The sequence below is a fragment of the Burkholderia stagnalis genome (assembly GCF_902830275.1).
Lineage (GTDB): Bacteria > Pseudomonadota > Gammaproteobacteria > Burkholderiales > Burkholderiaceae > Burkholderia > Burkholderia stagnalis.
This window is the reverse complement of record NZ_CADESW010000044.1, coordinates 1-21,217: the sequence shown is the minus strand read 5'-3', so window position 1 is coordinate 21,217 and position 21,217 is coordinate 1. Positions and strand designations below refer to the sequence as shown.

Here is a 21,217-nt window from a genome sequence, read left to right as displayed (position 1 = left end):
GTCAACCCGAGCCGGCCGTGCGGCGCATGCCGCTATTGCCTCGAGGGCCTGCCGAACCAGTGTCTCGACATGCGCTTCTATGGCAGCGCGATGCGGATGCCGCACGTGCAGGGCGCGTTCCGCAACGCGCTGGTGTGCGATGCGCGCCAGTGCGTGAAGGTCGCGGACCACGTGCCGCTGTCGCTCGCCGCGCTCGCGGAGCCGTTCGCGGTGGGGCTGCACGCAGTGTCGCGCGCCGGCCCGCTGATCGGCCGCCGCGTGCTGGTGTCCGGTTGCGGGCCGATCGGCGCGCTCGCGGTGGCGGCCGCCCGCGCGCATGGCGCGGCGGAAGTGGTCGCGACCGATGTGGTCGACGAGCCGCTCGCGATTGCGCGCGCGCTCGGCGCCGATCGCACGATCAACGCGGCAACCGATACGGAATGGGTGGCGCGCTACGGCGCGGACAAGGGCACGTTCGACGTGATGATCGAATGCTCGGGCAATGCGCAGGCATTGCGCGACGGGCTCGACGTGATGCGCCCGCGCGGCGTGGTCGTGCAGCTCGGGCTCGGCGGCGACGTGAGCCTGCCGCAGAACGTCGTCGTGGCGAAGGAGCTGTCGATCTGCGGCTCGTTCCGCTTCCATGCGGAGTTCGCGCTGGCCGTGGAGTTTATCAATGCAGGGCGCGTCGACCTGCGGCCGGCCGTGACCGGGGTGTTCCCGATGCGCGACGCGAGCCGCGCGTTCGAACTCGCGGGCGACCGGCGGCGCGCGATGAAGGTGCTGATCGATTTCGCGGACGACGCCGCGTGACGCCGGCGGGGCGGGCGGGTGGCCGGGCCGCCCCGTCCGGTTCCGCACGATTGCGCGACAGGGTGCGCCGTGCCGGCGGGCGTCGCGTTACTGCGCCGCCTGCCTGGCGCCGATACGCTGCGACGCAAGCCAGAGCGCGATCAGCACGCCCGCCAGCACCGCCCCCGCGGTGCAGACGCCGCGCCATCCGTCGACGCTGAACGCAACGCTCGCCGCGAACGAACCGAGTGCGCCGCCGACGAAATAGCTCGTCAGGTAGATCGTCGTCACACGGCTGCGCGCGTCGCCGGCCAGCGCGTAGATCACACTCTGGTTCGAGATGTGCATCCCTTGCACGCCGACGTCGAGCAGCAGGATCCCGGCAATCAGCGCCGCGAGCGAGTGCGCGCCGGCCGCGATCAGCGCGAACGACGCGAGCACCGCGGCGCCGAACAGCCCCGTCGCCGCATTGCCGTGCCCGCGGTCGACGAGCCGCCCGGCCGAGGTTGCCGCGAGCGCGCCCACCGCGCCGACGATGCCGAACAGGCCGATCCGGCCTTCCGTATAGCCGTACGGCGGCTGGCTGAGCAGGAACGTAAGGCCCGTCCACAACAAGCTGAAGCACGCGAACACCAGCGCGCCATACGCGGAGCGCAGTGCAATCAGCGGCTGCGCGCGCACCAGCGCGACGAGCGACTTCATCAGCGCCGCGTAGTCGAGGCGCGCATCGCGGCGATCCTTCGGCAGCTTCACGGCGAGCACGGCGGCCAGCGCCAGCACCATCGCCGCGGCGATGCCGTACACCGCGCGCCAGCCGAGCCAGTCGGCGAGCGCGCCGGCCGCGACGCGCGCGAGCAGGATGCCGAGCAGCAGCCCGCTCATCACCGTGCCGACCGCGCGGCCGCGTGTGCGCGCATCGGCGAGCGACGCGGCGAACGGCACCAACAACTGCGTCGAGCAGGTGACGAAGCCGAGCGCGACGTTCGCGGCGACGAACATCGTGAAGTTCGTGCTGAACGCGACGGCGACGAGCGCGACGACGTTGAGCACGAGCAGCCGCACGATCAGCGTGTGGCGGTTGAGCGCGTCGCCGAGCGGCACGATCAGCAGCAGGCTCGCCGCATAGCCGAGCTGCGTCAGCGTGACGAGGTAGCCGAGTTCGGCCGGCGCGCGGCCGAAGCTGCGCGCGATCGCGGCGAGCAGCGGCTGCGCGTAGTAGATGTTGCCGATCACGATGCCGCATGCGCAGGCGAACAGCAGCGTCATCGCGCGGGTCAGGGGAGGGTGGGTGTCGTGGTGCGGTGTCATGGTTGCGAAGGACAAGCGGCGCCGGCCGGCGGCGTCGGGCCGCCGGTTGCGCGGGGTTGAGGGAATCGGGGCCGGCGGCGACGGTCGGTGACCGGGCCGGTGCGTCGGCAGGCGTGCCGCGCCGGAGTGGACCTGCGTATGATGCGGGAGCCGAACCATAGCGTCCAAGACTGGCTCATTATGGTATTCATTGGTAAATCCAATACCTGAACCGCGATGCTTCTCCGCCATATCCGCTATTTCCTGGCCGTCGCCGAGCAGCGCAACTTCACGCGCGCGGCGGACGCGCTGCACGTGTCGCAGCCGACGCTGTCGCAGCAGGTGCGCCAGCTCGAGGACATGCTCGGCGTGCAGCTGTTCGACCGCTCGGGCCGCACGGTGCGGCTCACCGAGTTCGGCGAGGTCTACGCGCGCCATGCGCGCGCGGCGCTGCATGAACTCGAGACGGGGCAGCGCGCGCTGCACGACGTCGCCGATCTGGGCAGCGGTTCGCTGCGGCTCGCGATGACGCCGACGTTCGCGGCCTACCTGAGCGGCTCGCTCGTCGACGCGTTTCATGCCGACTATCCGAACATCGCGCTGACGATCGACGCGATGCCGCAGGAGCGCATCGAGGCGCTGCTCGCCGACGACGCGCTCGACGCGGGCTTCGCGTTCGTGCCGGCGCGCGCGCCGGACATCGACGCGCTGCCGCTGTGGAACGAGTCGCTCGCGCTCGTGACGGGCCGCACGCACCGCCTCGCGCGGCGCCGCCGTGCGCTGACGCCGGCCGAGCTCGGCGGCGAGCCGCTGGTGCTGTTGAGCCGCGCGTTCGCGACGCGCGAGAGCATCGACCGGTATTTCATCGAGCATGGCGCGCGGCCGCGGATCGCGATCGAGACGAACACGGTCAGCGCGGTGCTGGAACTGGTCCGGCGCGGCCGGCTCGCGACGGTGCTGCCCGACGCGATCGCGCGCGAGAGCGGCGAGCTGTGCGCGCTGGAGATCGATCCGCCGCTGCCGACGCGCACGGCCGCGCTGCTCACGCGCAAGGGCGCGTACCGCAGCGTCGCGGCGCGCGCGTTCATCGAGCGCGCGCTCGCGTATCGCGATCCGTCGGGAGATTGACCGGTACGACCGGGCGGCGAATGTGCCGGTTGCGGCGACTGCCGCGTGCGCCGGCCGTCAGGCGCCCGGCGTCGGGAAGAACACGCCCGCGCGCTGCGCGGCGTTCGAGATGTGCGCCTCGATCGCCGCGCCGGCGGCGGCCGGATCGCGCGCGATCAGCGCGTCGACGATCGCGCGGTGCTCGTGCCAGGTCGAGAACAGCAGCTCGCGCCGGTAGAACGGCATCCGCTGGCTTTCCTTCATGATGTCGGCGCTGCTGCGCAGGATCGACTCGATCGCGGCATTGCCGGCCACGTTGACGATCCGCATGTGGAACTCGAAGTCGAGCTGCGACGCGTCGTCGAGCGCGTTCTCGGTCAGCGCGACGTGCAGCTCGGCGAGGTTGTCCTCGAACCACGCGATGTCGTCGTCGGTGACGACGCGCGCGGCCATCCGCGCGGCGAAGCCCTCGAGCGCGTAGCGCATCTGGTAGGTGTCGGGCGGCGACGACTGCTCGGCGAAACGCCACGCATGGCTGGCCGTCGCCTGCGCGCTTTCGACGTAGACGCCCTTGCCCGCGCGGATGCGCAGCATGCCGAGCGCCTCGAGCGTCGACAGCGCCTCGCGCAGCGACGCGCGGCTGATCTCCAGCTCCTCGGAGAGCTGGCGCTGGGCCGGCAGCAGGCTGCCGACCGGATAGACGCCTGTCTCGATCCGGTCGCGGATCGTCGCGATGGCGGCGTCGGTCACGGTGTGCGGAACGTTTTTCATGATGCGAATGATGGCCGGTCTGACCGGCATTGTAATCCGCACGTGCAGGGTGCATCGCCGGCCTACGGGAAAGTCACGATCCGGCCGGTGTTCGGCCCTGCCGGACGGTGCCCGAAGGACCGGGAAATCCCTATTTTGTTCTTTCTTGACGCGACTATATCGGCTTCCTACTATCCACCATAACATCACTGGTCTTACCAGTATGAACAGACGAAACTGCAACCGTTGGTTCGGGAGAGCGCCGTGTCGAAATTCCTCAATTCGCTGTTTGGCCGGGTAGTCGTCGCATTGATCCTCGGGGTCGCGCTAGGCGCGTTCTTCCCGCATTTCGCCGAGTCGCTCAGGCCGCTCGGCGATGGTTTCCTGAAGCTCATCAAGATGGTCATCGGCCCGATCGTGTTCTGCGTCGTGGTCAGCGGGATGGCCAATGCGGGCGACCTGAAGAAGGTCGGCCGGGTCGGCCTGAAGGCCGTCGTCTACTTCGAGATCATGACCACGCTCGCGCTCGGCATCGGGCTCGTGCTCGCGTGGCTCACGCGCCCCGGCGTCGGCATGAACATCGACCTGCATTCGCTCGACGCGGCGTCGCTCGCGACGTACGCGAAGAATGCCGAGGGCCTGAAGGACACGGCCGGCTACCTGATGAAGATCATCCCCGACACCGCGTTCGACGCGTTCGCGAAGGGCGACATCCTGCAGATCCTCGTGTTCGCGGTGCTGTTCGGCTCGGCGCTGTCGCTGCTCGGCGACAAGGCGAAGCGCGTCAACTCGCTGATCGAGGAGCTGTCGCACGTGTTCTTCCGCGTGATCGGCTTCATCATCAAGCTCGCGCCGCTCGGCGTGCTCGGCGCGATCGCGTTCACGACCGGCAAGTACGGCGTCGCGTCGCTCAAGCAGCTCGGCTATCTGGTCGCGGTGTTCTACCTGAGCTGCATCGTGTTCGTCACGGTCGTGCTCGGCGCGGTGATGCGGTTCGCCGGCTTCTCGGTGTTCAAGCTGATCCGCTACCTGCGCGAGGAGCTGTCGATCGTGCTCGGCACGGCGTCGTCGGATGCAGTGCTGCCGCAGGTGATGCGCAAGCTCGAATACATGGGCGTGAAGGATTCGACCGTCGGCCTCGTGATCCCGACCGGCTACTCGTTCAACCTCGACGGCTTCTCGATCTACCTGACGCTCGCCGTGCTGTTCATCGCGCAGGCCACCAACACGCCGCTGTCGACGCATGACCTGATCGTCGTGCTGCTGGTGTCGCTCGTCACGTCGAAGGGCGCGCACGGGATTCCCGGCTCGGCGATCGTGATCCTCGCGGCGACGCTGTCGGCGATTCCGGCGATTCCCGTCCTCGGCCTCGTGCTGATCCTGCCGGTCGACTGGTTCGTCGGCATCGCCCGCGCGCTGACCAACCTGATCGGCAACTGCGTCGCGACCGTCGTCGTCGCGGTGTGGGAGAACGACATCGACCGGGCGCGTGCGACGCGTGTGCTCAATCGCGAGCTGCGCTACGTGCCGGCCGACGAGGAGGAGGCGGGCGCGCCGGTCGCAGGCGACCAGGCGCACGCGATCTGAGCGCGGTTCGATCCTCATTCGCAACATTGCGCCGGCGCCTCGACGCGCCGGCGTCACAGTCAATATTCCGGAGACGACATGGCAGCCCCCATCCTCGACCCGAACGCGCCGGCCTTCACGCGGCGCTTCATGAACCTCGCCGATCCGCGCGTCGGCGCCAGGGCGCTCTACGCGAGCGACGAGTTCTTTGCGCCGAAGGAGCGCATGCTGAACCCCGAGCCGGCGGTATTCATCCCCGGCAAGTACGACGACCATGGCAAGTGGATGGACGGCTGGGAGACGCGCCGCAAGCGCACCACCGGCCACGATTTCTGCGTGCTGCGGCTCGCGCGCCCGGGGGTGATCCACGGCGTCGACCTCGACACCAGCCACTTCACCGGCAACTTCCCGCCGGCCGCGTCGATCGACGCGTGCATCGCCGACGGCGAGACGCCGCCCGACAACGCGGAATGGCGCACGATCGTGCCCGCGACCACGCTGCAGGGCAACAGCCACCACTATGTCGACGTGACCGATCCGCTGCCGTACACGCACCTGCGCGTGAACCTGTATCCGGACGGCGGGCTCGCGCGGCTGCGCGTGTACGGCCAGCCGCAGCGCGACTGGAGCCGGGCGCCGGCGGGCGAGCTGGTCGATCTCGCGGCGCTCGAGAACGGCGGCTGCCTGGTCGCCGCGAACAACCAGCACTTCGGCGCGGCGTCGCAGATGCTGATGCCGGGGCGCGGCGTGAACATGGGCGACGGCTGGGAAACCCGCCGCCGCCGCGAGCCGGGCAACGACTGGGCGATCGTCGCGCTCGCGCGGCCCGGCGTGATCCGCCGCGTCGAGGTTGACACCGCGTTCTTCAAGGGCAACTTCCCGGATCGCTGCTCGCTGCAGGCCGCGTATGTCGCGGGCGGCACCGACGATTCGCTGGTCACGCAGGCGATGTTCTGGCCCGAACTGCTCGGCGAGCAGAAGCTGTCGATGGATCACGTCCACACGTTCGACCAGCTTGCGGCGCTCGGCCCGGTGTCGCACGTGCGCTTCAACATCTTCCCGGACGGCGGCGTGTCGCGCCTGCGTCTGTGGGGCGAACCGGCCTGACGCGGGAGGCGGACATGACCCAGCTTCGCACCTTGCGCGTCGAGCGCCTGACCCGCGACGCGTTCGCGCCGTTCGGCGACGTGATCGCGCTCGAAGGCGCCCGGCATTTCCCGATCAACGGCGGCACGACCGAGCGCTTCCACGACCTCGCGACGATCGACGTGTGCGAGGACGGCGGGCGCCCGCTCGTCAGCGTGTTCCGCGCGCAGCCGCGCACGCTGCCCGTCGCGATCACGATGATGGAGCGCCATCCGCACGGCAGCCAGGCGTTCGTGCCGCTCGCGGCGGTGTCGCGCTACGCGATCGTCGTCGCGCCGGCCGGCGAGTTCCGGCCGGACGCGATGCGCGCGTTCCTGGCCGACGGCTGGCAGGGCGTGAACTACGCGAAGGGCGTCTGGCACCATCCGCTGCTCGCGCTGGATGCGGTGAGCGATTTCGTCGTCGTCGACCGCGGCGGCACGCAGCCGAATTGCGATGAAATCCCGCTCGACGGCACCTGGCGGCTCGAACTCGAGCCGGCCTGCGCGAGCGTGGCCTGACGCGCGGCCGCGCGCCGGGCGGCGCCCCGAAACACGACGGCCCGGCCGGCGAGATGCCGGTCGGGCCGTTTTGCGTGCGCGTGCGCGCGAATCAGTGCTTGCGGTGCGGGCAGTTTTCGGTCGTGCAGTTGCCGTACAGCGCGAGCGAGTGTTCCTGGAGCCTGAAGCCGCGCTCCTTCGCGATCGACTGCTGACGGCTCTCGATCTCCGCGTCGAAGAATTCCTCGACCCGGCCGCAGTCGAGGCAGACGAGGTGGTCGTGGTGCGAACCTTCGTTCAGCTCGAACACGGCCTTGCCGGATTCGAAGTTGCTGCGCGTGAGCAGGCCGGCCTGCTCGAACTGCGTCAGCACCCGGTAAACCGTCGCGAGCCCGATGTCGAGCTGCTCGTTGAGCAGGTTGCGGTAGACGTCTTCGGCCGTCAGGTGGCGGACCGGGCTCTGCTGGAAGATCTCGAGAATCTTGAGGCGCGGTAGGGTGGCCTTCAGCCCGATATTTTTGAGATCCGTCGGATTGGTCATGGCTAGGCATCCCTAGAGTACAATGCAGGGCTTCAATGTTACCGGCTTTTCGCCGTTCCAGATACACGCGCGGCCTGCGACGCGGGCCAGCACGGTGAGGGAAATGATTCCAACATCTCTTTTGCACTTTCAGAGGAGCCGCATGCGGAGTGCCATCATCGCTGCCGTCGCCGTCGCCGTTGCCGCGCTGGCTGGTTGTTCGTCGTACGACAGCGTGACGCAGCGCATCGCGCAGAGCATCACGCCCTACCGGATCACGGTCGTGCAAGGCAACTTCGTGTCGCAGGAGAAGGCCTCGCAGCTGCAGGTCGGCATGACCCGCGACCAGGTTCGCGCGCTGCTCGGCACGCCGCTGCTGTCGGACATGTTCCACGCCGATCGCTGGGATTACCTGTTCTACTTCAAGCGCGGCTCGACGGCCGTCGTCCAGCAGCGCGACCTCGTGCTGACGTTCTCGGGCGACCGCCTCTCGAGCTGGACGGGCGCCGACAACCTGCCGTCCGAACTCGACCTGCTGGCCGACATCGACGGCGACAAGCGCGGCAAGAAGGCGAAGCCGGCGGCAACCGCTGCCGCCGCGAGCAGCGCGAGCGCCGTGCCGGCGACGAGCGCACCGGCCGCTGCCGCGGTGCCGGAAGCGGCGATCGTCGACCAGGACGCGAACGCGCAGGCCGCGCGCGCGGCCAACCGCGCGACCAGCCAGGTGTCGGGGCAGGGCACGACCGCGCGCCGTTTCACGCCGTCCGCGCAGGCGTCGAGCGGCGCACCGGTGCCGGGCGGGCAGCCGCCGGGCGCGAACCCGGCGATCCAGCCGCAGTTCCAGTTCCATCGCCCGCCGCAGCCGAACGTGCCGAACGAGGCCGCGCCGCCGGTCGGCCCGCAGGGCTCGGACACGCTGCGGAACCAGCCGATCACCGCGCCGGCGCAGTAAGCGCGGCGCGCGAAACGGGGCGGCATGCGCCGCCCGTTCTTGACCCTTTCGTGTAGAAAGCCATGAAGATTGCGATTGCCGGGGCGTCGGGCCGTATGGGCCGGATGCTGATCGAAGCCGTTCTCAACGATTCCGACGCGCAGCTCGTCGGCGCGCTCGACCGCGCCGGCTCGCCGTTTCTCGGCCAGGACGCGGGCGCGTTCCTCGGCAAGCAAACCGGCGTCACGCTGACCGACGATCTCGACGCCGTGTTCGCGCAGGCCGACTACCTGATCGATTTCACGCGCCCGGAAGGCACGATCGCCCACGTCGAGGCCGCGCTGCGCCACGACGTGAAGCTCGTGATCGGCACGACCGGCTTCACCGACGAGCAGAAGGCCACGCTGCACGCGGCCGCCGCAAAGATCGGCATCGTGTTCTCGGCGAACATGAGCGTCGGCGTGAACGTCACGCTGAAGCTGCTCGAATTCGCCGCGAAGCACTTCTCGCACGGCTACGACATCGAGATCATCGAGGCCCATCACCGCCACAAGGTCGATGCGCCGTCGGGCACCGCGCTGATGATGGGCGAAGCGGTCGCCGGCGCGCTCGGGCGTTCGCTCGACGACTGCGCGGTCTACGGCCGCCACGGCGTGACGGGCGAGCGCGATCCGTCGACCATCGGCTTCTCGGCGATCCGCGGCGGCGACATCGTCGGCGACCACACCGTGCTGTTCGCGGGCGTCGGCGAGCGCATCGAGATCACCCACAAGTCGTCGAGCCGCGTGTCGTATGCACAGGGCGCGCTGCGCGCGGTGCGCTTCCTGTCGGAGCGCGGCGCCGGCCTGTTCGAGATGCAGGACGTGCTCGGCCTGCGCTGACGCGCGCCGGAAACTCCGATGGCGACTCCCACCGGCGTTCTCCATTACCTCGAAAGCGGCGATGCGCTCACGCACGCCGTCGCCTATGTCCTGCTGGCGATGTCCGTCGCCAGCTGGTGTTTCCTCGTCATGAAAGCCTGGCTGCTGGTCCGCGCGAAGCGGCAGGGGCCGCGCGCGCTCGCCGCGTTCTGGCGCGCGCCGTCGCTCGACGCGGGCATCGCGGCGCTCGCGGGCGCCGATCGCGAGCGCGTGTTCGTGCCGCTTGCGGAGGCCGCGCGCGACGCGGCCGACGACCACGATCCGGCCGCGCTGGCCGCGCGCGTCGAACGCAGCGAGCGGGTGCTGCGCGCGCTGCGCCATGCGATGCTGCGCTCGCAGCGGCGGCTCGAGTTCGGCCAGGTGCTGCTCGCGTCGATCGGCAGCACCGCGCCGTTCGTCGGGCTGCTCGGCACCGTCTGGGGCATCTATCACGCGCTCGGCAGCATCGCCGCGAGCGGCCAGGCGCAGATCGAGAGCGTCGCGGGGCCGGTCGGCGAGGCGCTGATCATGACCGCGTTCGGGCTCGTGGTCGCGATTCCGGCCGTGCTCGCGTACAACATCCTCGGGCGGCTCGTGCGCCAGCTCGCCGAGGAACTCGACGGCTTCGCGCGCGACCTGCACGTGTTCGTGTGCGCGAGCGGCGGCTGACGCGCGTTCGGAAGGAGCGACCATGGCATTCGGCGGGCTGGAGCACCACAAGACGTCCGCGCCGATGGCGGAGATCAACATGACGCCGCTGATCGACGTGATGCTCGTGCTGCTCGTCATCTTCATCATCACCGCGCCGCTGATGACGCACGCGATCCGGCTCGACCTGCCGAAGGTCGCGGCCCAGGCCGCGCGCGACACGCCGCGGAGCATCACGCTGTCGATCGACGATGCGGGCAGGCTCTACTGGGACAATGCGCCGGTCGCGCTCGACGTGCTGCCGGCGCGCTTCCGGGCCGCCGCGGCAGGCGGCGAGCCGCCCGAGCTGCGGCTGCGCGCGTCCCGTGCGACGCGCTACGACGTGATCGCGCAGGTGATGGGCGCCGCGCAGGCCGCGGGCCTCGCGCGGATCGGTTTCGTGACCGACCTGCCGGCGCAGCCGGCCGGCTCCGCCACGCCCGCGAACCGCTGAGCGGGTCCGCCCGCGAGACGGGCCGTGCGAGCCGGCGCGGACGGTATAATCGACGTTTTTCCCCGTCGGCGGATATTTCCCCGGTCACCCGGCCCTGCGCGGGGTGACCGGGGAAATATCCGGAACACCGCGGGCAGGCCCGCCAGCCGCGAGCCTGCTCCTCCGCCGGGCGAGCACGACTTTCGATCCACTCCCGCGCGCGAGCTGTCGCGGCGCGCCGCTTAAAGCCTAGTCCGAACCACACCATGCACGAGAGATACGTACCCGCCGACGTCGAAGCCGCCGCCCAGCGCGACTGGCGCGCAGCCGATGCTTACAAGACGAAGGAAGACACGCAGAAGCCGAAGTTCTACTGCGTGTCGATGCTGCCTTACCCGTCCGGCAAGCTGCACATGGGTCACGTGCGCAACTACACGATCAACGACGTGATGTACCGCTATCTGCGGATGAACGGCTACAACACGCTGATGCCGATGGGCTGGGACGCGTTCGGGATGCCGGCCGAGAACGCCGCGATGGCGAACGGCGTGCCGCCCGCGAAGTGGACCTACGACAACATCGACTACATGAAGGGCCAGATGCAGTCGATGGGCCTCGCGATCGACTGGTCGCGCGAGATCGCGACCTGCAAGCCCGACTACTACAAGTGGAACCAGTGGCTGTTCCTGAAGATGCTCGAGAAGGGCATCGCGTACAAGAAGACGGGCACCGTGAACTGGGATCCGGTCGACCAGACCGTGCTCGCGAACGAGCAGGTGATCGACGGCCGCGGCTGGCGCTCGGGCGCGCTCGTCGAGAAGCGCGAGATCCCGATGTACTACCTGCGCATCACGCAGTACGCGGATGAGCTGCTGAACGACCTCGACGGTCTCGGCTGGCCCGAGCGCGTGAAGATCATGCAGCAGAACTGGATCGGCAAGAGCTTCGGCGTGAACTTCGGCTTCCCGTACGAACTCGACGGCGAGCAGAAGCTGCTGCGCGTGTTCACGACGCGCGCCGACACGATCATGGGCGTGACGTTCTGCGCGATCGCGGCCGAGCACCCGCTCGCGACGCGTCTCGCGCAGGGCAGGCCGGAACTGCAGGCGTTCATCGACGAATGCAAGCGCGGCGGCGTCGCCGAAGTCGACATGGCGACGATGGAGAAGAAGGGCGTCGCGACCGGCTTCACGGTCAAGCATCCGCTGACGGGCGAGCCGGTCGAGGTGTGGATCGGCAACTACGTGCTGATGAGCTATGGCGAAGGCGCGGTGATGGGCGTGCCGGCGCACGACGAGCGCGACTTCGCGTTCGCGAAGAAATACGACCTGCCGATCAAGCAGGTGATCGCGGCCGAAGGCCAGGCGTACTCGCTCGACGCATGGCAGGAGTGGTACGGCGACAAGGACGTCGCGACCTGCATCAACAGCGGCAAGTACGACGGCCTCGCATACGGCGCGGCCGTCGACGCGATCGCGGCCGACCTGAAGGCCGGCGGCTTCGGCGACAAGCAGGTCACGTGGCGCCTGCGCGACTGGGGCGTGTCGCGCCAGCGCTACTGGGGCACGCCGATCCCGATCATCCACTGCCCGTCGTGCGGCGACGTGCCGGTGCCGGAGCAGGACCTGCCGGTCGTGCTGCCGGAAGACCTCGTGCCGGACGGCTCGGGCAACCCGCTCGCGAAGTCGGAAGCATTCCTGAACTGCGCGTGCCCGAAGTGCGGCGCGGCCGCGAAGCGCGAAACCGACACGATGGACACCTTCGTCGATTCGTCGTGGTACTTCTCGCGCTACACGGCGCCGGACGCCGAGACCATGGTCGACGCGCGCACCGACTACTGGATGCCGATGGACCAGTACATCGGCGGCATCGAGCACGCGATCCTGCACCTGCTGTACTCGCGCTTCTGGACCAAGGTGATGCGCGATCTCGGCCTCGTGAAGTTCGGCGAGCCGGCGAAGAACCTGCTGACGCAGGGCATGGTGCTGAACGAGACGTTCTACCGCGAGGACGCATCGGGCAAGAAGACCTGGTACAACCCGGCCGACGTGACCGTCGCGTTCGACGACAAGGGCCGCCCGGTCGGCGCGACGCTGAACGCCGACGGCCAGCCGGTCGTGCTCGGCGGCATCGAGAAGATGTCGAAGTCGAAGAACAACGGCGTCGATCCGCAGGTGCTGATCGACCAGTACGGCGCGGATACCGCGCGCCTGTTCACGATGTTCGCCGCGCCGCCCGAGCAGCAGCTCGAGTGGTCGGGCGCGGGCGTCGAGGGCGCGAGCCGCTTCCTGCGCCGAGTGTGGAGCTTCGGCGCCGCGAACCGCGCGGCGCTCGCGGAGCGCGCGGCGTTCGACGCGGCCACGCTCGGCGATGCCGACAAGGCGCTGCGCCGCGAGATCTACAGCGTGCTGAAGCAGGCCGATTTCGACTACCAGCGCCTGCAGTACAACACGGTCGTGTCGGCCGCGATGAAGATGCTGAACGCGATCGACGGCGCGAAGGGCGCGACGCCCGCCGTGCTGCGAGAAACGTACGGCGTGCTGCTGCGCGTGCTGTACCCGGTCGTGCCGCACGTCACGTTCGAGCTGTGGAAGGCGCTCGGCTACGCGGACGAATTCGGCCCGCTGCTCGACGCGCCGTGGCCGAAGGTCGACGAGGCGGCGCTCGAGCAGGCCGAGATCGAGCTCGTGCTGCAGATCAACGGCAAGGTGCGCGGCGCGCTGAAGGTCGCGAAGGACGCGAGCCGCGACGCGATCGAAGCCGCGGCGCTGGCCGACGAGATGTTCGCGAAGTTCGGCGAGGGCAAGCCGGCGAAGAAGATCGTCGTCGTGCCGGGCCGTCTCGTGAACATCGTCGTCTGACGGCCGCGCGCCTCACGGACGCACACAGAAGGAGCGAAGGTGATCCGCAGATCGTTTTTGATGCTCGTCGGCAGCGCGGTCGCGCTGTCGGCATGCGGTTTCCAGTTGCGTGGCCAGCAGGACTACGCGTTCAAGCACCTGCTGATCGTCGGCGCGCCGCCGTTCGTGGCGGCGCGGCTCACGCGCCTCGTCGAGGCCGGCAGCGACACGAAGATCGTCAAGGTGGCGGACGACGCGGACGCGGTGCTGCGCATGTCGGAATCGCGCGGCCAGGGCACGCTGACGCTCAACAAGTACGGCTCGGTCGCAGAGTACGCGCTCAATTATTCGATGAGCTATACGCTGACGAACAAGGACGGCACCGTGCTGATCCCGCCGAGCGTGATCGCGCTGAACCGCGCGATGACGTATAGCGATCAGTTCACGAACGCGAAGGCGCAGGAAGCCGAAATCATCTACGCCGACATGCAGCGGGACGCGGTCGACCAGCTGATGCGGCGTCTCGCGATCGTGCATTCGCTGAATCCGGCGCCGGAAGACGTGGTGCCGGGCGTTGCGCCGCGCGCGCCGCTGCCGCCGCCGCCGCTGTAAACCGCGGACGACGAACCGATGCAACTGCGACTTGACGCGCTGGAGCCGCACCTCGCGAAGGGGCTGGCCGGACTCTACACCGTATTCGGCGACGAGCCGCTGCTCGCGCAGGAGGCGTGCGACCGGATCCGCGCCGCCGCGCGCGCGGCCGGCTTCACCGAACGGTCGGTGCATACGGTCGAGCGCGGCTTCGACTGGAGCGTGCTGCTCGGTGCGACGCAGGCGATGTCTCTGTTCGGCGAGCGCCAGCTGATCGAGCTGCGGATTCCGTCCGGCAAGCCGGGCAAGGAAGGCGCCGACGCGCTGAAGGCGCTCGCCGCGACGCCCAACCCGGACGCGCTGATGCTCGTCACGCTGCCGCGTCTCGATGCGGCGACGCAGAAGTCCGCGTGGTTCACGGCGCTCGTGAACGGCGGCGTCGCGCTGAAGATCGATCCGGTCGATCGCGTGCAACTGCCGAACTGGATCGGCCAGCGGCTCTCGATGCAGGGCCAGCGCATCGCCGCCGGCGAGGATGGCCGGCGCGCGCTGCAGTTCATCGCGGAGCGCGTCGAGGGCAACCTGCTCGCCGCGCACCAGGAGATCCAGAAGCTCGGCCTGCTGTATCCGCAGGGCGCGCTGACGTTCGAGCAGGTGCACGACGCGGTGCTGAACGTCGCGCGCTACGACGTCTTCAAGCTGAACGAAGCGATGCTCGCCGGCGACGCCGCGCGGCTCGCGCGGATGATCGACGGCCTGAAGGGCGAGGGCGAGGCGATCGTGCTCGTGATGTGGGCGGTCGTCGAGGAATTGCGCACGCTGCTGCGGATCAAGCGCGGCGTGACGGCCGGCAAGCCGCTCGCGACGCTGCTGCGCGAGAACCGCGTCTGGGGCCCGCGCGAGCGGCTGATCGGCCCCGCGCTCGGCCGCGTGTCCGAGGCCGTGCTCGAGAAGGCGCTCGCGTTCGCCGCGCGGCTCGACCGCCAGGTCAAGGGGCTGTCCGCGGTGACGCCGGGCCGGCGCACGCAGGACGAGCCGCCGCCCGATCCGTGGGACGGCTTGTTCCAGCTCGCGATGACCGTCGCGGGCGCGCAGGGTGCGCAAGGTGAGCGACCGCCGACCGCGGGTCGCGTGCGGCGCTAGGCCGCGGGCCTCGGCGCACCGTCCGCAACCCGCTTACAATGCTTCGATAGGCCGACGCGGCGGCGCTGCCGCCGCGTCGCGCATGCTCCGACGAATTCATGCCGCGTTCAGCGGCTCGCCTTTCGAGTCACACGATGAATATCGATCAATACATGACGGACCTGGGTCGCCGCGCCCGGCAGGCTTCCCGCGCGATGGCGCGCGCGAGCACGGCGGCGAAGAACGCGGCGCTCGACGCGGTCGCGCGTGCGATTGAGCGCGACGCGCAGGCGCTGAAGGACGCCAACGCGCGCGACGTCGCGCGTGCCCGCGAAAAAGGGCTGGATGCGGCGTTCATCGATCGCCTGACGCTGTCCGACAAGGCGCTGAAGACGATGGTCGAAGGCCTGCGCCAGGTCGCGTCGCTCGCCGATCCGATCGGCGAGATCGGCAATCTCAAGTTCCGTCCGAGCGGCATCCAGGTCGGCCAGATGCGCGTGCCGCTCGGCGTGATCGGCATCATCTACGAATCGCGCCCGAACGTGACGATCGACGCGGCGGCGCTGTGCCTGAAGTCCGGCAACGCGACGATCCTGCGCGGCGGCTCCGAGGCGCTCGAATCCAATACCGCGCTCGCGAAGCTGATCGGCGAGGGGCTCGCCGCGGCGGGCCTGCCGCAGGACGCGGTGCAGGTGGTCGAGACCGCCGATCGCGCGGCGGTCGGCAAGCTGATCACGATGACCGAATACGTCGACGTGATCGTGCCGCGCGGCGGCAAGAGCCTGATCGAGCGCCTGATCAACGAGGCCCGCGTGCCGATGATCAAGCATCTCGACGGCATCTGCCACGTGTACGTCGACGATCGCGCGGATCTCGACAAGGCGCTCACCGTCTGCGACAACGCGAAGACGCACCGCTACGGCACCTGCAATACGATGGAAACGCTGCTCGTCGCACGCGGCATCGCGGCCACGGTGCTGCCGCCGCTCGGCAAGCTGTATCGCGACAAGCAGGTCGAGCTGCGCGTCGACGCCGCCGCGCGCGCGGTGCTCGCCGATGCGGGCGTCGGCCCGCTCGTCGAGGCGACCGAGGAAGACTGGCACACCGAGTACCTCGCGCCGGTGCTTGCGATCAAGGTGGTCGACGGCCTCGACGCCGCGATCGAGCACATCAACCACTACGGCTCGCATCACACCGACGCGATCGTCACCGAGGATCACGACCGCGCGATGCGCTTCCTGCGCGAAGTCGATTCGGCGAGCGTGATGGTCAACGCGTCGACGCGCTTCGCGGACGGCTTCGAGTTCGGCCTCGGCGCGGAGATCGGCATCTCGAACGACAAGCTGCATGCGCGCGGCCCGGTCGGCCTCGAGGGGCTGACGTCGCTGAAGTACGTCGTGCTCGGGCACGGCGAAGGGCGTCAGTAACGCGAGGCGCGCAACCGATGGCAATGCTCTGGATCAAGACCTTTCATATCGTTCTGATCGCATCGTGGTTCGCGGGGCTGTTCTACCTGCCGCGCATCTACGTGAACCTCGCGATGGAAACCGATCCGGCCGCGGTGCGCCGGCTGCTCGTGATGGCGCGCAAGCTGTTCCGCTTCATGACGTTCATCGCGGTGCCGGCGCTCGCGTGCGGGATGTGGCTGTGGCTCGCGGTCGGCATCGGCCAGGGGCAGGGCTGGGTGCATGCGAAGCTCGCGGTCGTGCTGCTGCTGATCGTCTATCACGCGTATTGCGGCCACCTGCTGAAGGTGTTCGAGCGCGGCGAGAATCGCCGCACCGACAAGTGGTATCGCGTGTTCAACGAACTGCCGGTGTTCGGCATGCTCGCGGCGGTCGCGCTCGCGGTCATCAAGCCGTTCTGATCCGTCCGCCCGCGTGACATGCGAAACGGCGCCCCTCGGGGCGCCGTTTGTCGTTGTGCGTCCGCGCGATGCGTGCGGGCGGCTATTCCTTCGCGTTCTCGTCGATCCGGCGGCGCGTGATCGCTTCCTTCGCGCGGCCGACCCGCTCCATCAGCGCGGGGCCGCGCGACAGCGCGACGCCGACGGCGAGGATATCGCCGATCGCGAGATGCGACATGCGCGACGTCATCGGCGAGAACACGTCGGTTTCCTCGGCGACGTTCGACGCGAGGCTCACCGTGGCGAGCTTCGCGAGCGGCGAATGGCTCTGCGTAATCGCGACGACCTTCGCGCCGCAAGCGAGCGCGGCCCGCGCGGCCTCGACGATGTCGCGCGTGCGGCCGGTATTCGAGATCGCGACGACGACGTCGTGCGGCCCGAGCAGCGCCGACGACATCGAGAACGTGTGCGGGTCGGAATACGCGACGCTCGGCACGCCGAGCCGGAAGAACTTGTGCTGGATGTCCTGCGCGGCGATGCCCGAGCCGCCCGCCCCGTAGAACTCGATCCGCGACGCGTTCGACAACAGCGTGATCGCGTCGGCGACGCTGCCCGCCGACAGGCTGTTGCGGACTTCGATCAGCGCGCCGATCGTGCGGTCGAACACCTTGCCGATGATGCCGGGCGCGGGCTCGTCGGGCTCGACGTCGCGGTAGACCGACGACACGCCCGGCGCGACGCTCTGCGCGAGCCGGATCTTGAATTCGCGAAAGCCGCTGCAGCCGAGCGCCTGGCAGAAGCGCGCGATCGTCGGCTGGCTGACGCCGGCGCGCGCCGACAGCTCGGTCATCGCGAGATCGAGCACCTCGCGCGGCGCGGCGAGGATGTAGTCGGCGAGCTTGCGCTCGGACGGGCGCAGTTCCGGGCGGATGGCTTCGATGCGGGGCAGCATGGGGCAGCTAACGTGAATCGGGTTCGGATGGGCGAGTGTATCGCAATCGCATTGTAGAAAATCTACACGAAATTGCTAGCCGAAGTTGGGTTTGCGGCAGGCGCGAAGGATAGGGGAAAACCTAGGGTAAATACCGATATTTGCCGGAATTAATGGGCTATTTTGTGAATTCCACCCGAGAATCCGCATTGCGGGCGTGTAGTTTTTCTACTAGACTGCCTGCGTTCAGTCGATGCTTTCGACCGTCCCCACGATTCCAACCGCCGGTGTCGGCCGGCATACAGGAGCGCCCAGCATGACCTCGCTGCATCCCACCCTGGCGAACGTCACCGCACGCGTGATCGCGCGCAGCCAGTCGACCCGTTCCGCTTACCTGAAGCGCATCGACGGCGCGCAGGGCAAGTTCCCGGCGCGCGGCGCGCTGTCGTGCGCGAACCTCGCGCACGGTTTCGCGGGCCTCGAAGGCCACGACAAGTTCGAAATCAAGGCGATCAAGCAACCGAACATCGGCATCGTGTCCTCGTACAACGAGATGCTGTCCGCGCACGCGCCGTACAAGGATTTCCCGGACATCATCAAGGCGGCCGCGCGCGAGAACGGCGGCGTCGCGCAGTTCGCGGGCGGCGTGCCGGCGATGTGCGACGGCGTCACGCAGGGCAACCCGGGCATGGAGCTGTCGCTGTTCTCGCGCGAGGCGATCGCGATGGGCACCGCGATCGCGCTCACGCACAACATGTTCGACGCGGCGCTGTGCCTCGGCATCTGCGACAAGATCGTGCCGGGCCTGTTGATCGGCGCGCTGCAGTTCGGCCATCTGCCGACGATCTTCGTGCCGGCCGGCCCGATGACGAGCGGCCTGTCCAACGACGACAAGGCGAAGATCCGCCAGCAGTTCGCGACCGGCCAGGTCGGCCGCGACGCGCTGCTCGAGGCCGAATCGGCCGCGTATCACGGCCACGGCACCTGCACGTTCTACGGCACCGCGAACAGCAACCAGATGCTGATGGAGCTGATGGGCCTGCACCTGCCGGGCTCGGCGTTCGTCCACCCGCACACGCCGCTGCGCACCGCGCTGACGGCCGAGGCCGCGCGCCGCGTGCTCGACCTGACCGTCGAGCGTGGCCACTACACGCCGATCGGCCACGTGATCGACGAGAAGGCGATCGTCAACGGCATCGTCGCGCTGCTCGCGACCGGCGGCTCGACCAACCATACGCTGCACCTCGTCGCGATCGCGCGCGCGGCCGGCATCCTGATCGACTGGGACGACTTCGACGAGCTGTCCGCGGCGGTGCCGCTGCTCGCGAAGATCTATCCGAACGGCAAGGCCGACGTGAACCATTTCCACGCGGCGGGCGGCATCGCGTTCCTGGTGCGCAACCTGCTCGAAGGCGGGCTGCTGCACGAGGACGTGACGACGGTCGCGGGCCGTGGCCTGTCGCACTACACGAAGGAGCCGAAGCTGATCGACGGCAAGCTGACGTGGGTCGACGGCGCGGCCGAGAGCCACGACACGAAGGTGCTGCGCGCGATCGGCGAGCCGTTCCAGCCGGACGGCGGGCTGCGCCTGATGCAGGGCCGGCTCGGCCGCGGCGTGATCAAGATCTCGGCGGTCGCGCCGGAGCACCGCAAGGTGAGCGCGCCTGCGATCGTGTTCGATTCGCAGGAAGCCGTGCAGGAAGCCTTCGATCGTGGCGAGCTGAAGCGCGATTTCGTCGCGGTGGTGCGCTTCCAGGGCGCGCGCGCGAACGGGATGCCGGAGCTGCACCGTTTGACGCCGCTGCTCGGCGTGCTGCAGGATCAGGGCTTCCATGTCGCGCTCGTCACCGACGGGCGCATGTCCGGCGCGTCGGGCAAGGTGCCGGCGGTAATCCACGTGTCGCCGGAGGCGCTGTTGAACGGCCCGCTCGGCAAGGTGCAGACGGGCGACACGATCGTGATCGACGCCGAGGCCGGCGTGCTCGACATCGCGGTCGACGACGCCGAATGGCAGGCGCGCCCGGTCGCGCAGCCGCTGCACCAGGCGGACAACGAAGTGGGCTTCGGCCGCGAACTGTTCGGCGTGTTCCGCGCGGCGGCCGCGCCGGCGGAGCACGGCGCGTCGGTGTTCGGGGCGCTGGTCGGCGAAGCGGCCGAGCGCGTCAGCGCGTAATTTCAGGATTCAAGGAGAGGTATCGATGAAGACGATTGGCGAAATCGTGAAGCTGGGCCCGGTGATTCCGGTGCTCGCATTCGACTCGGTCGAGCAGGGCGAGCATGTGTCGCGTGCGCTGCACGCCGGCGGCGTGAAGGTGCTCGAGATCACGCTGCGCACCGCGGCGGGGCTGGAAGCGATCGAGCGCGCGAGCCAGCTCGCGGACGACATCGTCGTCGGCGTCGGCACGATCACGAAGCCCGAGCACTGCGCGCAGGCGAAGAAGGCGGGCGCGCAGTTCGGCGTGTCGCCGGGCCTGACGAAGGACCTGCACCTCGCGTCGCTCGATGCGGGCCTGCCGCTGCTGCCGGGCGTGATGACGCCCAGCGACATCATCCAGGCGCTCGAATTCGGCTACGAGATCGTCAAGTTCTTCCCGGCCCAGCAGGCCGGCGGCGTGCCGATGCTGCAGGCGTTCCACGGCCCGTTCCCGAACCTGAAGTTCTGCCCGACGGGCGGCATCACGGTCGACACCGCGCCGAATTTCCTGAAGCTGCCGAACGTCGTGTGCGTCGGCGGCTCGTGGCTGACGCCGAAGGCGGCGCTCGCCGCGCAGGACTGGGCGGAAGTCACGCGCCTCGCGCAAGCGGCGAGTCAGCTGCACCGTTGAACTTGTACGAAATGGCAAGATCACCCTTGGTCGACGAGCGCTTAGTGCTTGTTTTACCAAGGGTTTTTGCTGATGGAACCGGTTCTATCGCTCGGCCGTAAAGATAAGTAAAATTCAGCGTCCTGACGGTGGGGGTCTGCCCGCTGTTTCGGAGACCTGCATACCCGGGCATACTCGCAACGATCCGCCCGGTTCGAATAAATCCCAAGGAGGAGTCCACATGGGGGCTGTCCAAGGCAGCATGCTGCTCATCTACACCGTGATCGCGATCGTGGCGCTGATCGTGATGATCGCGCGGTTCAAGATCTATCCGTTCCTGGTGCTCATCATCGTGTCGCTCGGCCTCGGCCTGGTGGTCGGGATGCCGATGGACAAGATCGTCAAGTCGTTCGAGACGGGCAACGGCAATACGCTCGGCCACATTGCGGTCGTCGTCGGCCTGGGCACGATGCTCGGCAAGATGATGGCCGAATCGGGCGGCGCCGA

21 protein-coding genes are annotated in these 21,217 nt (G+C 68.8%); 17 read left to right on the top strand and 4 right to left on the bottom strand.

Going from position 1 to position 21,217, the window contains the following annotated elements; translation table 11 throughout:
- Positions 1–792, top strand: a 792-nt coding sequence (locus tag HWY45_RS35855; RefSeq protein ID WP_150999369.1) for an L-idonate 5-dehydrogenase, incomplete at its 5' end; no start/stop codon positions are given.
- An 87-nt stretch (positions 793–879) separates the two neighbouring features.
- Here the strand turns inward: HWY45_RS35855 and HWY45_RS35850 are convergent.
- Positions 880–2,079 carry an MFS transporter gene (locus HWY45_RS35850; RefSeq protein WP_059884827.1) on the bottom strand — a complete coding sequence of 400 codons (1,200 nt, stop codon included), beginning with the start codon at positions 2,077–2,079 and terminating at the stop codon, positions 880–882.
- A 216-nt stretch (positions 2,080–2,295) separates the two neighbouring features.
- On the opposite strand from HWY45_RS35850, the gene cynR reads away from it, so the two are divergent.
- Positions 2,296–3,186: a transcriptional regulator CynR gene (gene cynR, locus HWY45_RS35845; protein WP_059884829.1), complete on the top strand. Its 891-nt coding sequence runs from the start codon at positions 2,296–2,298 to the stop codon at positions 3,184–3,186.
- A 57-nt stretch (positions 3,187–3,243) separates the two neighbouring features.
- On the opposite strand, the gene HWY45_RS35840 is transcribed toward cynR, so the two are convergent.
- A complete protein-coding gene (locus tag HWY45_RS35840) occupies positions 3,244–3,966 on the bottom strand; it encodes a FadR/GntR family transcriptional regulator (protein WP_081059829.1) in 723 nt (240 codons plus the stop codon).
- A 213-nt stretch (positions 3,967–4,179) separates the two neighbouring features.
- On the opposite strand from HWY45_RS35840, the gene HWY45_RS35835 reads away from it, so the two are divergent.
- The 3 genes from HWY45_RS35835 (at position 4,180) to HWY45_RS35825 (ending at position 7,127) form a co-directional block, all read left to right on the top strand.
- The gene (locus tag HWY45_RS35835; protein WP_059884831.1) at positions 4,180–5,502 is read left to right on the top strand and encodes a C4-dicarboxylate transporter DctA; all 1,323 of its coding nucleotides are present in this window, start codon (positions 4,180–4,182) and stop codon (positions 5,500–5,502) included.
- Between the two features lie 78 nt (positions 5,503–5,580).
- A complete protein-coding gene (gene alc / locus HWY45_RS35830; RefSeq protein ID WP_059884833.1) occupies positions 5,581–6,588 on the top strand; it encodes an allantoicase in 1,008 nt (335 codons plus the stop codon).
- A 14-nt stretch (positions 6,589–6,602) separates the two neighbouring features.
- The gene (locus HWY45_RS35825) at positions 6,603–7,127 is read left to right on the top strand and encodes an ureidoglycolate lyase (RefSeq protein ID WP_059564605.1); all 525 of its coding nucleotides are present in this window, start codon (positions 6,603–6,605) and stop codon (positions 7,125–7,127) included.
- Between the two features lie 91 nt (positions 7,128–7,218).
- Here the strand turns inward: HWY45_RS35825 and fur are convergent, their stop codons facing one another.
- Positions 7,219–7,647: a ferric iron uptake transcriptional regulator gene (gene fur, locus HWY45_RS35820; RefSeq protein ID WP_017333432.1), complete on the bottom strand. Its 429-nt coding sequence runs from the start codon at positions 7,645–7,647 to the stop codon at positions 7,219–7,221.
- A 142-nt stretch (positions 7,648–7,789) separates the two neighbouring features.
- On the opposite strand from fur, the gene HWY45_RS35815 reads away from it, so the two are divergent.
- The 9 genes from HWY45_RS35815 to HWY45_RS35775 all read left to right on the top strand — a co-directional run bounded on the left by HWY45_RS35815 (position 7,790) and on the right by HWY45_RS35775 (position 16,996).
- Positions 7,790–8,578, top strand: a complete 789-nt coding sequence (locus tag HWY45_RS35815; RefSeq protein ID WP_059884835.1) for an outer membrane protein assembly factor BamE — start codon at positions 7,790–7,792, stop codon at positions 8,576–8,578.
- A gap of 62 nt (positions 8,579–8,640) precedes the next feature.
- Positions 8,641–9,438, top strand: coding sequence for a 4-hydroxy-tetrahydrodipicolinate reductase (dapB, locus tag HWY45_RS35810; RefSeq protein ID WP_059809288.1), 798 nt, complete (start codon positions 8,641–8,643; stop codon positions 9,436–9,438).
- 18 nt (positions 9,439–9,456) lie between these two features.
- A complete protein-coding gene (locus HWY45_RS35805) occupies positions 9,457–10,125 on the top strand; it encodes a MotA/TolQ/ExbB proton channel family protein (protein WP_059908894.1) in 669 nt (222 codons plus the stop codon).
- 22 nt (positions 10,126–10,147) lie between these two features.
- A complete protein-coding gene (locus HWY45_RS35800) occupies positions 10,148–10,597 on the top strand; it encodes an ExbD/TolR family protein (protein WP_059884838.1) in 450 nt (149 codons plus the stop codon).
- Positions 10,598–10,842: 245 nt separating this feature from the next.
- The gene (leuS, locus tag HWY45_RS35795) at positions 10,843–13,437 is read left to right on the top strand and encodes a leucine--tRNA ligase (RefSeq protein WP_059564525.1); all 2,595 of its coding nucleotides are present in this window, start codon (positions 10,843–10,845) and stop codon (positions 13,435–13,437) included.
- Between the two features lie 39 nt (positions 13,438–13,476).
- Positions 13,477–14,028 carry an LPS-assembly lipoprotein LptE gene (locus HWY45_RS35790; protein ID WP_059884840.1) on the top strand — a complete coding sequence of 184 codons (552 nt, stop codon included), beginning with the start codon at positions 13,477–13,479 and terminating at the stop codon, positions 14,026–14,028.
- An 18-nt stretch (positions 14,029–14,046) separates the two neighbouring features.
- Positions 14,047–15,150 (top strand): DNA polymerase III subunit delta, encoded by a 1,104-nt coding sequence (holA, locus tag HWY45_RS35785; RefSeq protein ID WP_059564523.1) that lies wholly within the window; start codon positions 14,047–14,049, stop codon positions 15,148–15,150.
- A gap of 134 nt (positions 15,151–15,284) precedes the next feature.
- Positions 15,285–16,556: a glutamate-5-semialdehyde dehydrogenase gene (locus tag HWY45_RS35780; protein WP_059884842.1), complete on the top strand. Its 1,272-nt coding sequence runs from the start codon at positions 15,285–15,287 to the stop codon at positions 16,554–16,556.
- Positions 16,557–16,573: 17 nt separating this feature from the next.
- The gene (locus HWY45_RS35775) at positions 16,574–16,996 is read left to right on the top strand and encodes a CopD family protein (protein WP_081068477.1); all 423 of its coding nucleotides are present in this window, start codon (positions 16,574–16,576) and stop codon (positions 16,994–16,996) included.
- Between the two features lie 82 nt (positions 16,997–17,078).
- Here HWY45_RS35775 and HWY45_RS35770 read toward each other — a convergent pair whose 3' ends face one another.
- Positions 17,079–17,927, bottom strand: a complete 849-nt coding sequence (locus HWY45_RS35770) for a MurR/RpiR family transcriptional regulator (protein WP_059884844.1) — start codon at positions 17,925–17,927, stop codon at positions 17,079–17,081.
- A gap of 295 nt (positions 17,928–18,222) precedes the next feature.
- Between HWY45_RS35770 and edd the strand changes: the two genes are divergently transcribed.
- The 3 genes from edd to HWY45_RS35755 form a co-directional block, all read left to right on the top strand.
- Positions 18,223–20,079 carry a phosphogluconate dehydratase gene (gene edd, locus HWY45_RS35765; RefSeq protein ID WP_059564519.1) on the top strand — a complete coding sequence of 619 codons (1,857 nt, stop codon included), beginning with the start codon at positions 18,223–18,225 and terminating at the stop codon, positions 20,077–20,079.
- 25 nt (positions 20,080–20,104) lie between these two features.
- The gene (eda, locus tag HWY45_RS35760) at positions 20,105–20,731 is read left to right on the top strand and encodes a bifunctional 4-hydroxy-2-oxoglutarate aldolase/2-dehydro-3-deoxy-phosphogluconate aldolase (protein WP_059564518.1); all 627 of its coding nucleotides are present in this window, start codon (positions 20,105–20,107) and stop codon (positions 20,729–20,731) included.
- A gap of 220 nt (positions 20,732–20,951) precedes the next feature.
- A partial coding sequence (locus HWY45_RS35755; RefSeq protein WP_244111056.1) for a GntP family permease occupies positions 20,952–21,217 on the top strand: 266 nt, incomplete at its 3' end.

What these genes read in the sequence shown, in the direction of transcription:
- HWY45_RS35850 (WP_059884827.1), bottom strand. Translation starts at nt 2,079, where the DNA reads ATGACACCGCACCACGACACCCACCCTCCCCTGACCCGCGCGATGACG.
- cynR (WP_059884829.1), top strand. Translation starts at nt 2,296, where the DNA reads ATGCTTCTCCGCCATATCCGCTATTTCCTGGCCGTCGCCGAGCAGCGC.
- HWY45_RS35840 (WP_081059829.1), bottom strand. Translation starts at nt 3,966, where the DNA reads ATGCCGGTCAGACCGGCCATCATTCGCATCATGAAAAACGTTCCGCAC.
- alc (WP_059884833.1), top strand. Translation starts at nt 5,581, where the DNA reads ATGGCAGCCCCCATCCTCGACCCGAACGCGCCGGCCTTCACGCGGCGC.
- HWY45_RS35825 (WP_059564605.1), top strand. Translation starts at nt 6,603, where the DNA reads ATGACCCAGCTTCGCACCTTGCGCGTCGAGCGCCTGACCCGCGACGCG.
- fur (WP_017333432.1), bottom strand. Translation starts at nt 7,647, where the DNA reads ATGACCAATCCGACGGATCTCAAAAATATCGGGCTGAAGGCCACCCTA.
- HWY45_RS35815 (WP_059884835.1), top strand. Translation starts at nt 7,790, where the DNA reads ATGCGGAGTGCCATCATCGCTGCCGTCGCCGTCGCCGTTGCCGCGCTG.
- dapB (WP_059809288.1), top strand. Translation starts at nt 8,641, where the DNA reads ATGAAGATTGCGATTGCCGGGGCGTCGGGCCGTATGGGCCGGATGCTG.
- HWY45_RS35805 (WP_059908894.1), top strand. Translation starts at nt 9,457, where the DNA reads ATGGCGACTCCCACCGGCGTTCTCCATTACCTCGAAAGCGGCGATGCG.
- HWY45_RS35800 (WP_059884838.1), top strand. Translation starts at nt 10,148, where the DNA reads ATGGCATTCGGCGGGCTGGAGCACCACAAGACGTCCGCGCCGATGGCG.
- leuS (WP_059564525.1), top strand. Translation starts at nt 10,843, where the DNA reads ATGCACGAGAGATACGTACCCGCCGACGTCGAAGCCGCCGCCCAGCGC.
- holA (WP_059564523.1), top strand. Translation starts at nt 14,047, where the DNA reads ATGCAACTGCGACTTGACGCGCTGGAGCCGCACCTCGCGAAGGGGCTG.
- HWY45_RS35780 (WP_059884842.1), top strand. Translation starts at nt 15,285, where the DNA reads ATGAATATCGATCAATACATGACGGACCTGGGTCGCCGCGCCCGGCAG.
- HWY45_RS35775 (WP_081068477.1), top strand. Translation starts at nt 16,574, where the DNA reads ATGGCAATGCTCTGGATCAAGACCTTTCATATCGTTCTGATCGCATCG.
- HWY45_RS35770 (WP_059884844.1), bottom strand. Translation starts at nt 17,927, where the DNA reads ATGCTGCCCCGCATCGAAGCCATCCGCCCGGAACTGCGCCCGTCCGAG.
- edd (WP_059564519.1), top strand. Translation starts at nt 18,223, where the DNA reads ATGACCTCGCTGCATCCCACCCTGGCGAACGTCACCGCACGCGTGATC.
- eda (WP_059564518.1), top strand. Translation starts at nt 20,105, where the DNA reads ATGAAGACGATTGGCGAAATCGTGAAGCTGGGCCCGGTGATTCCGGTG.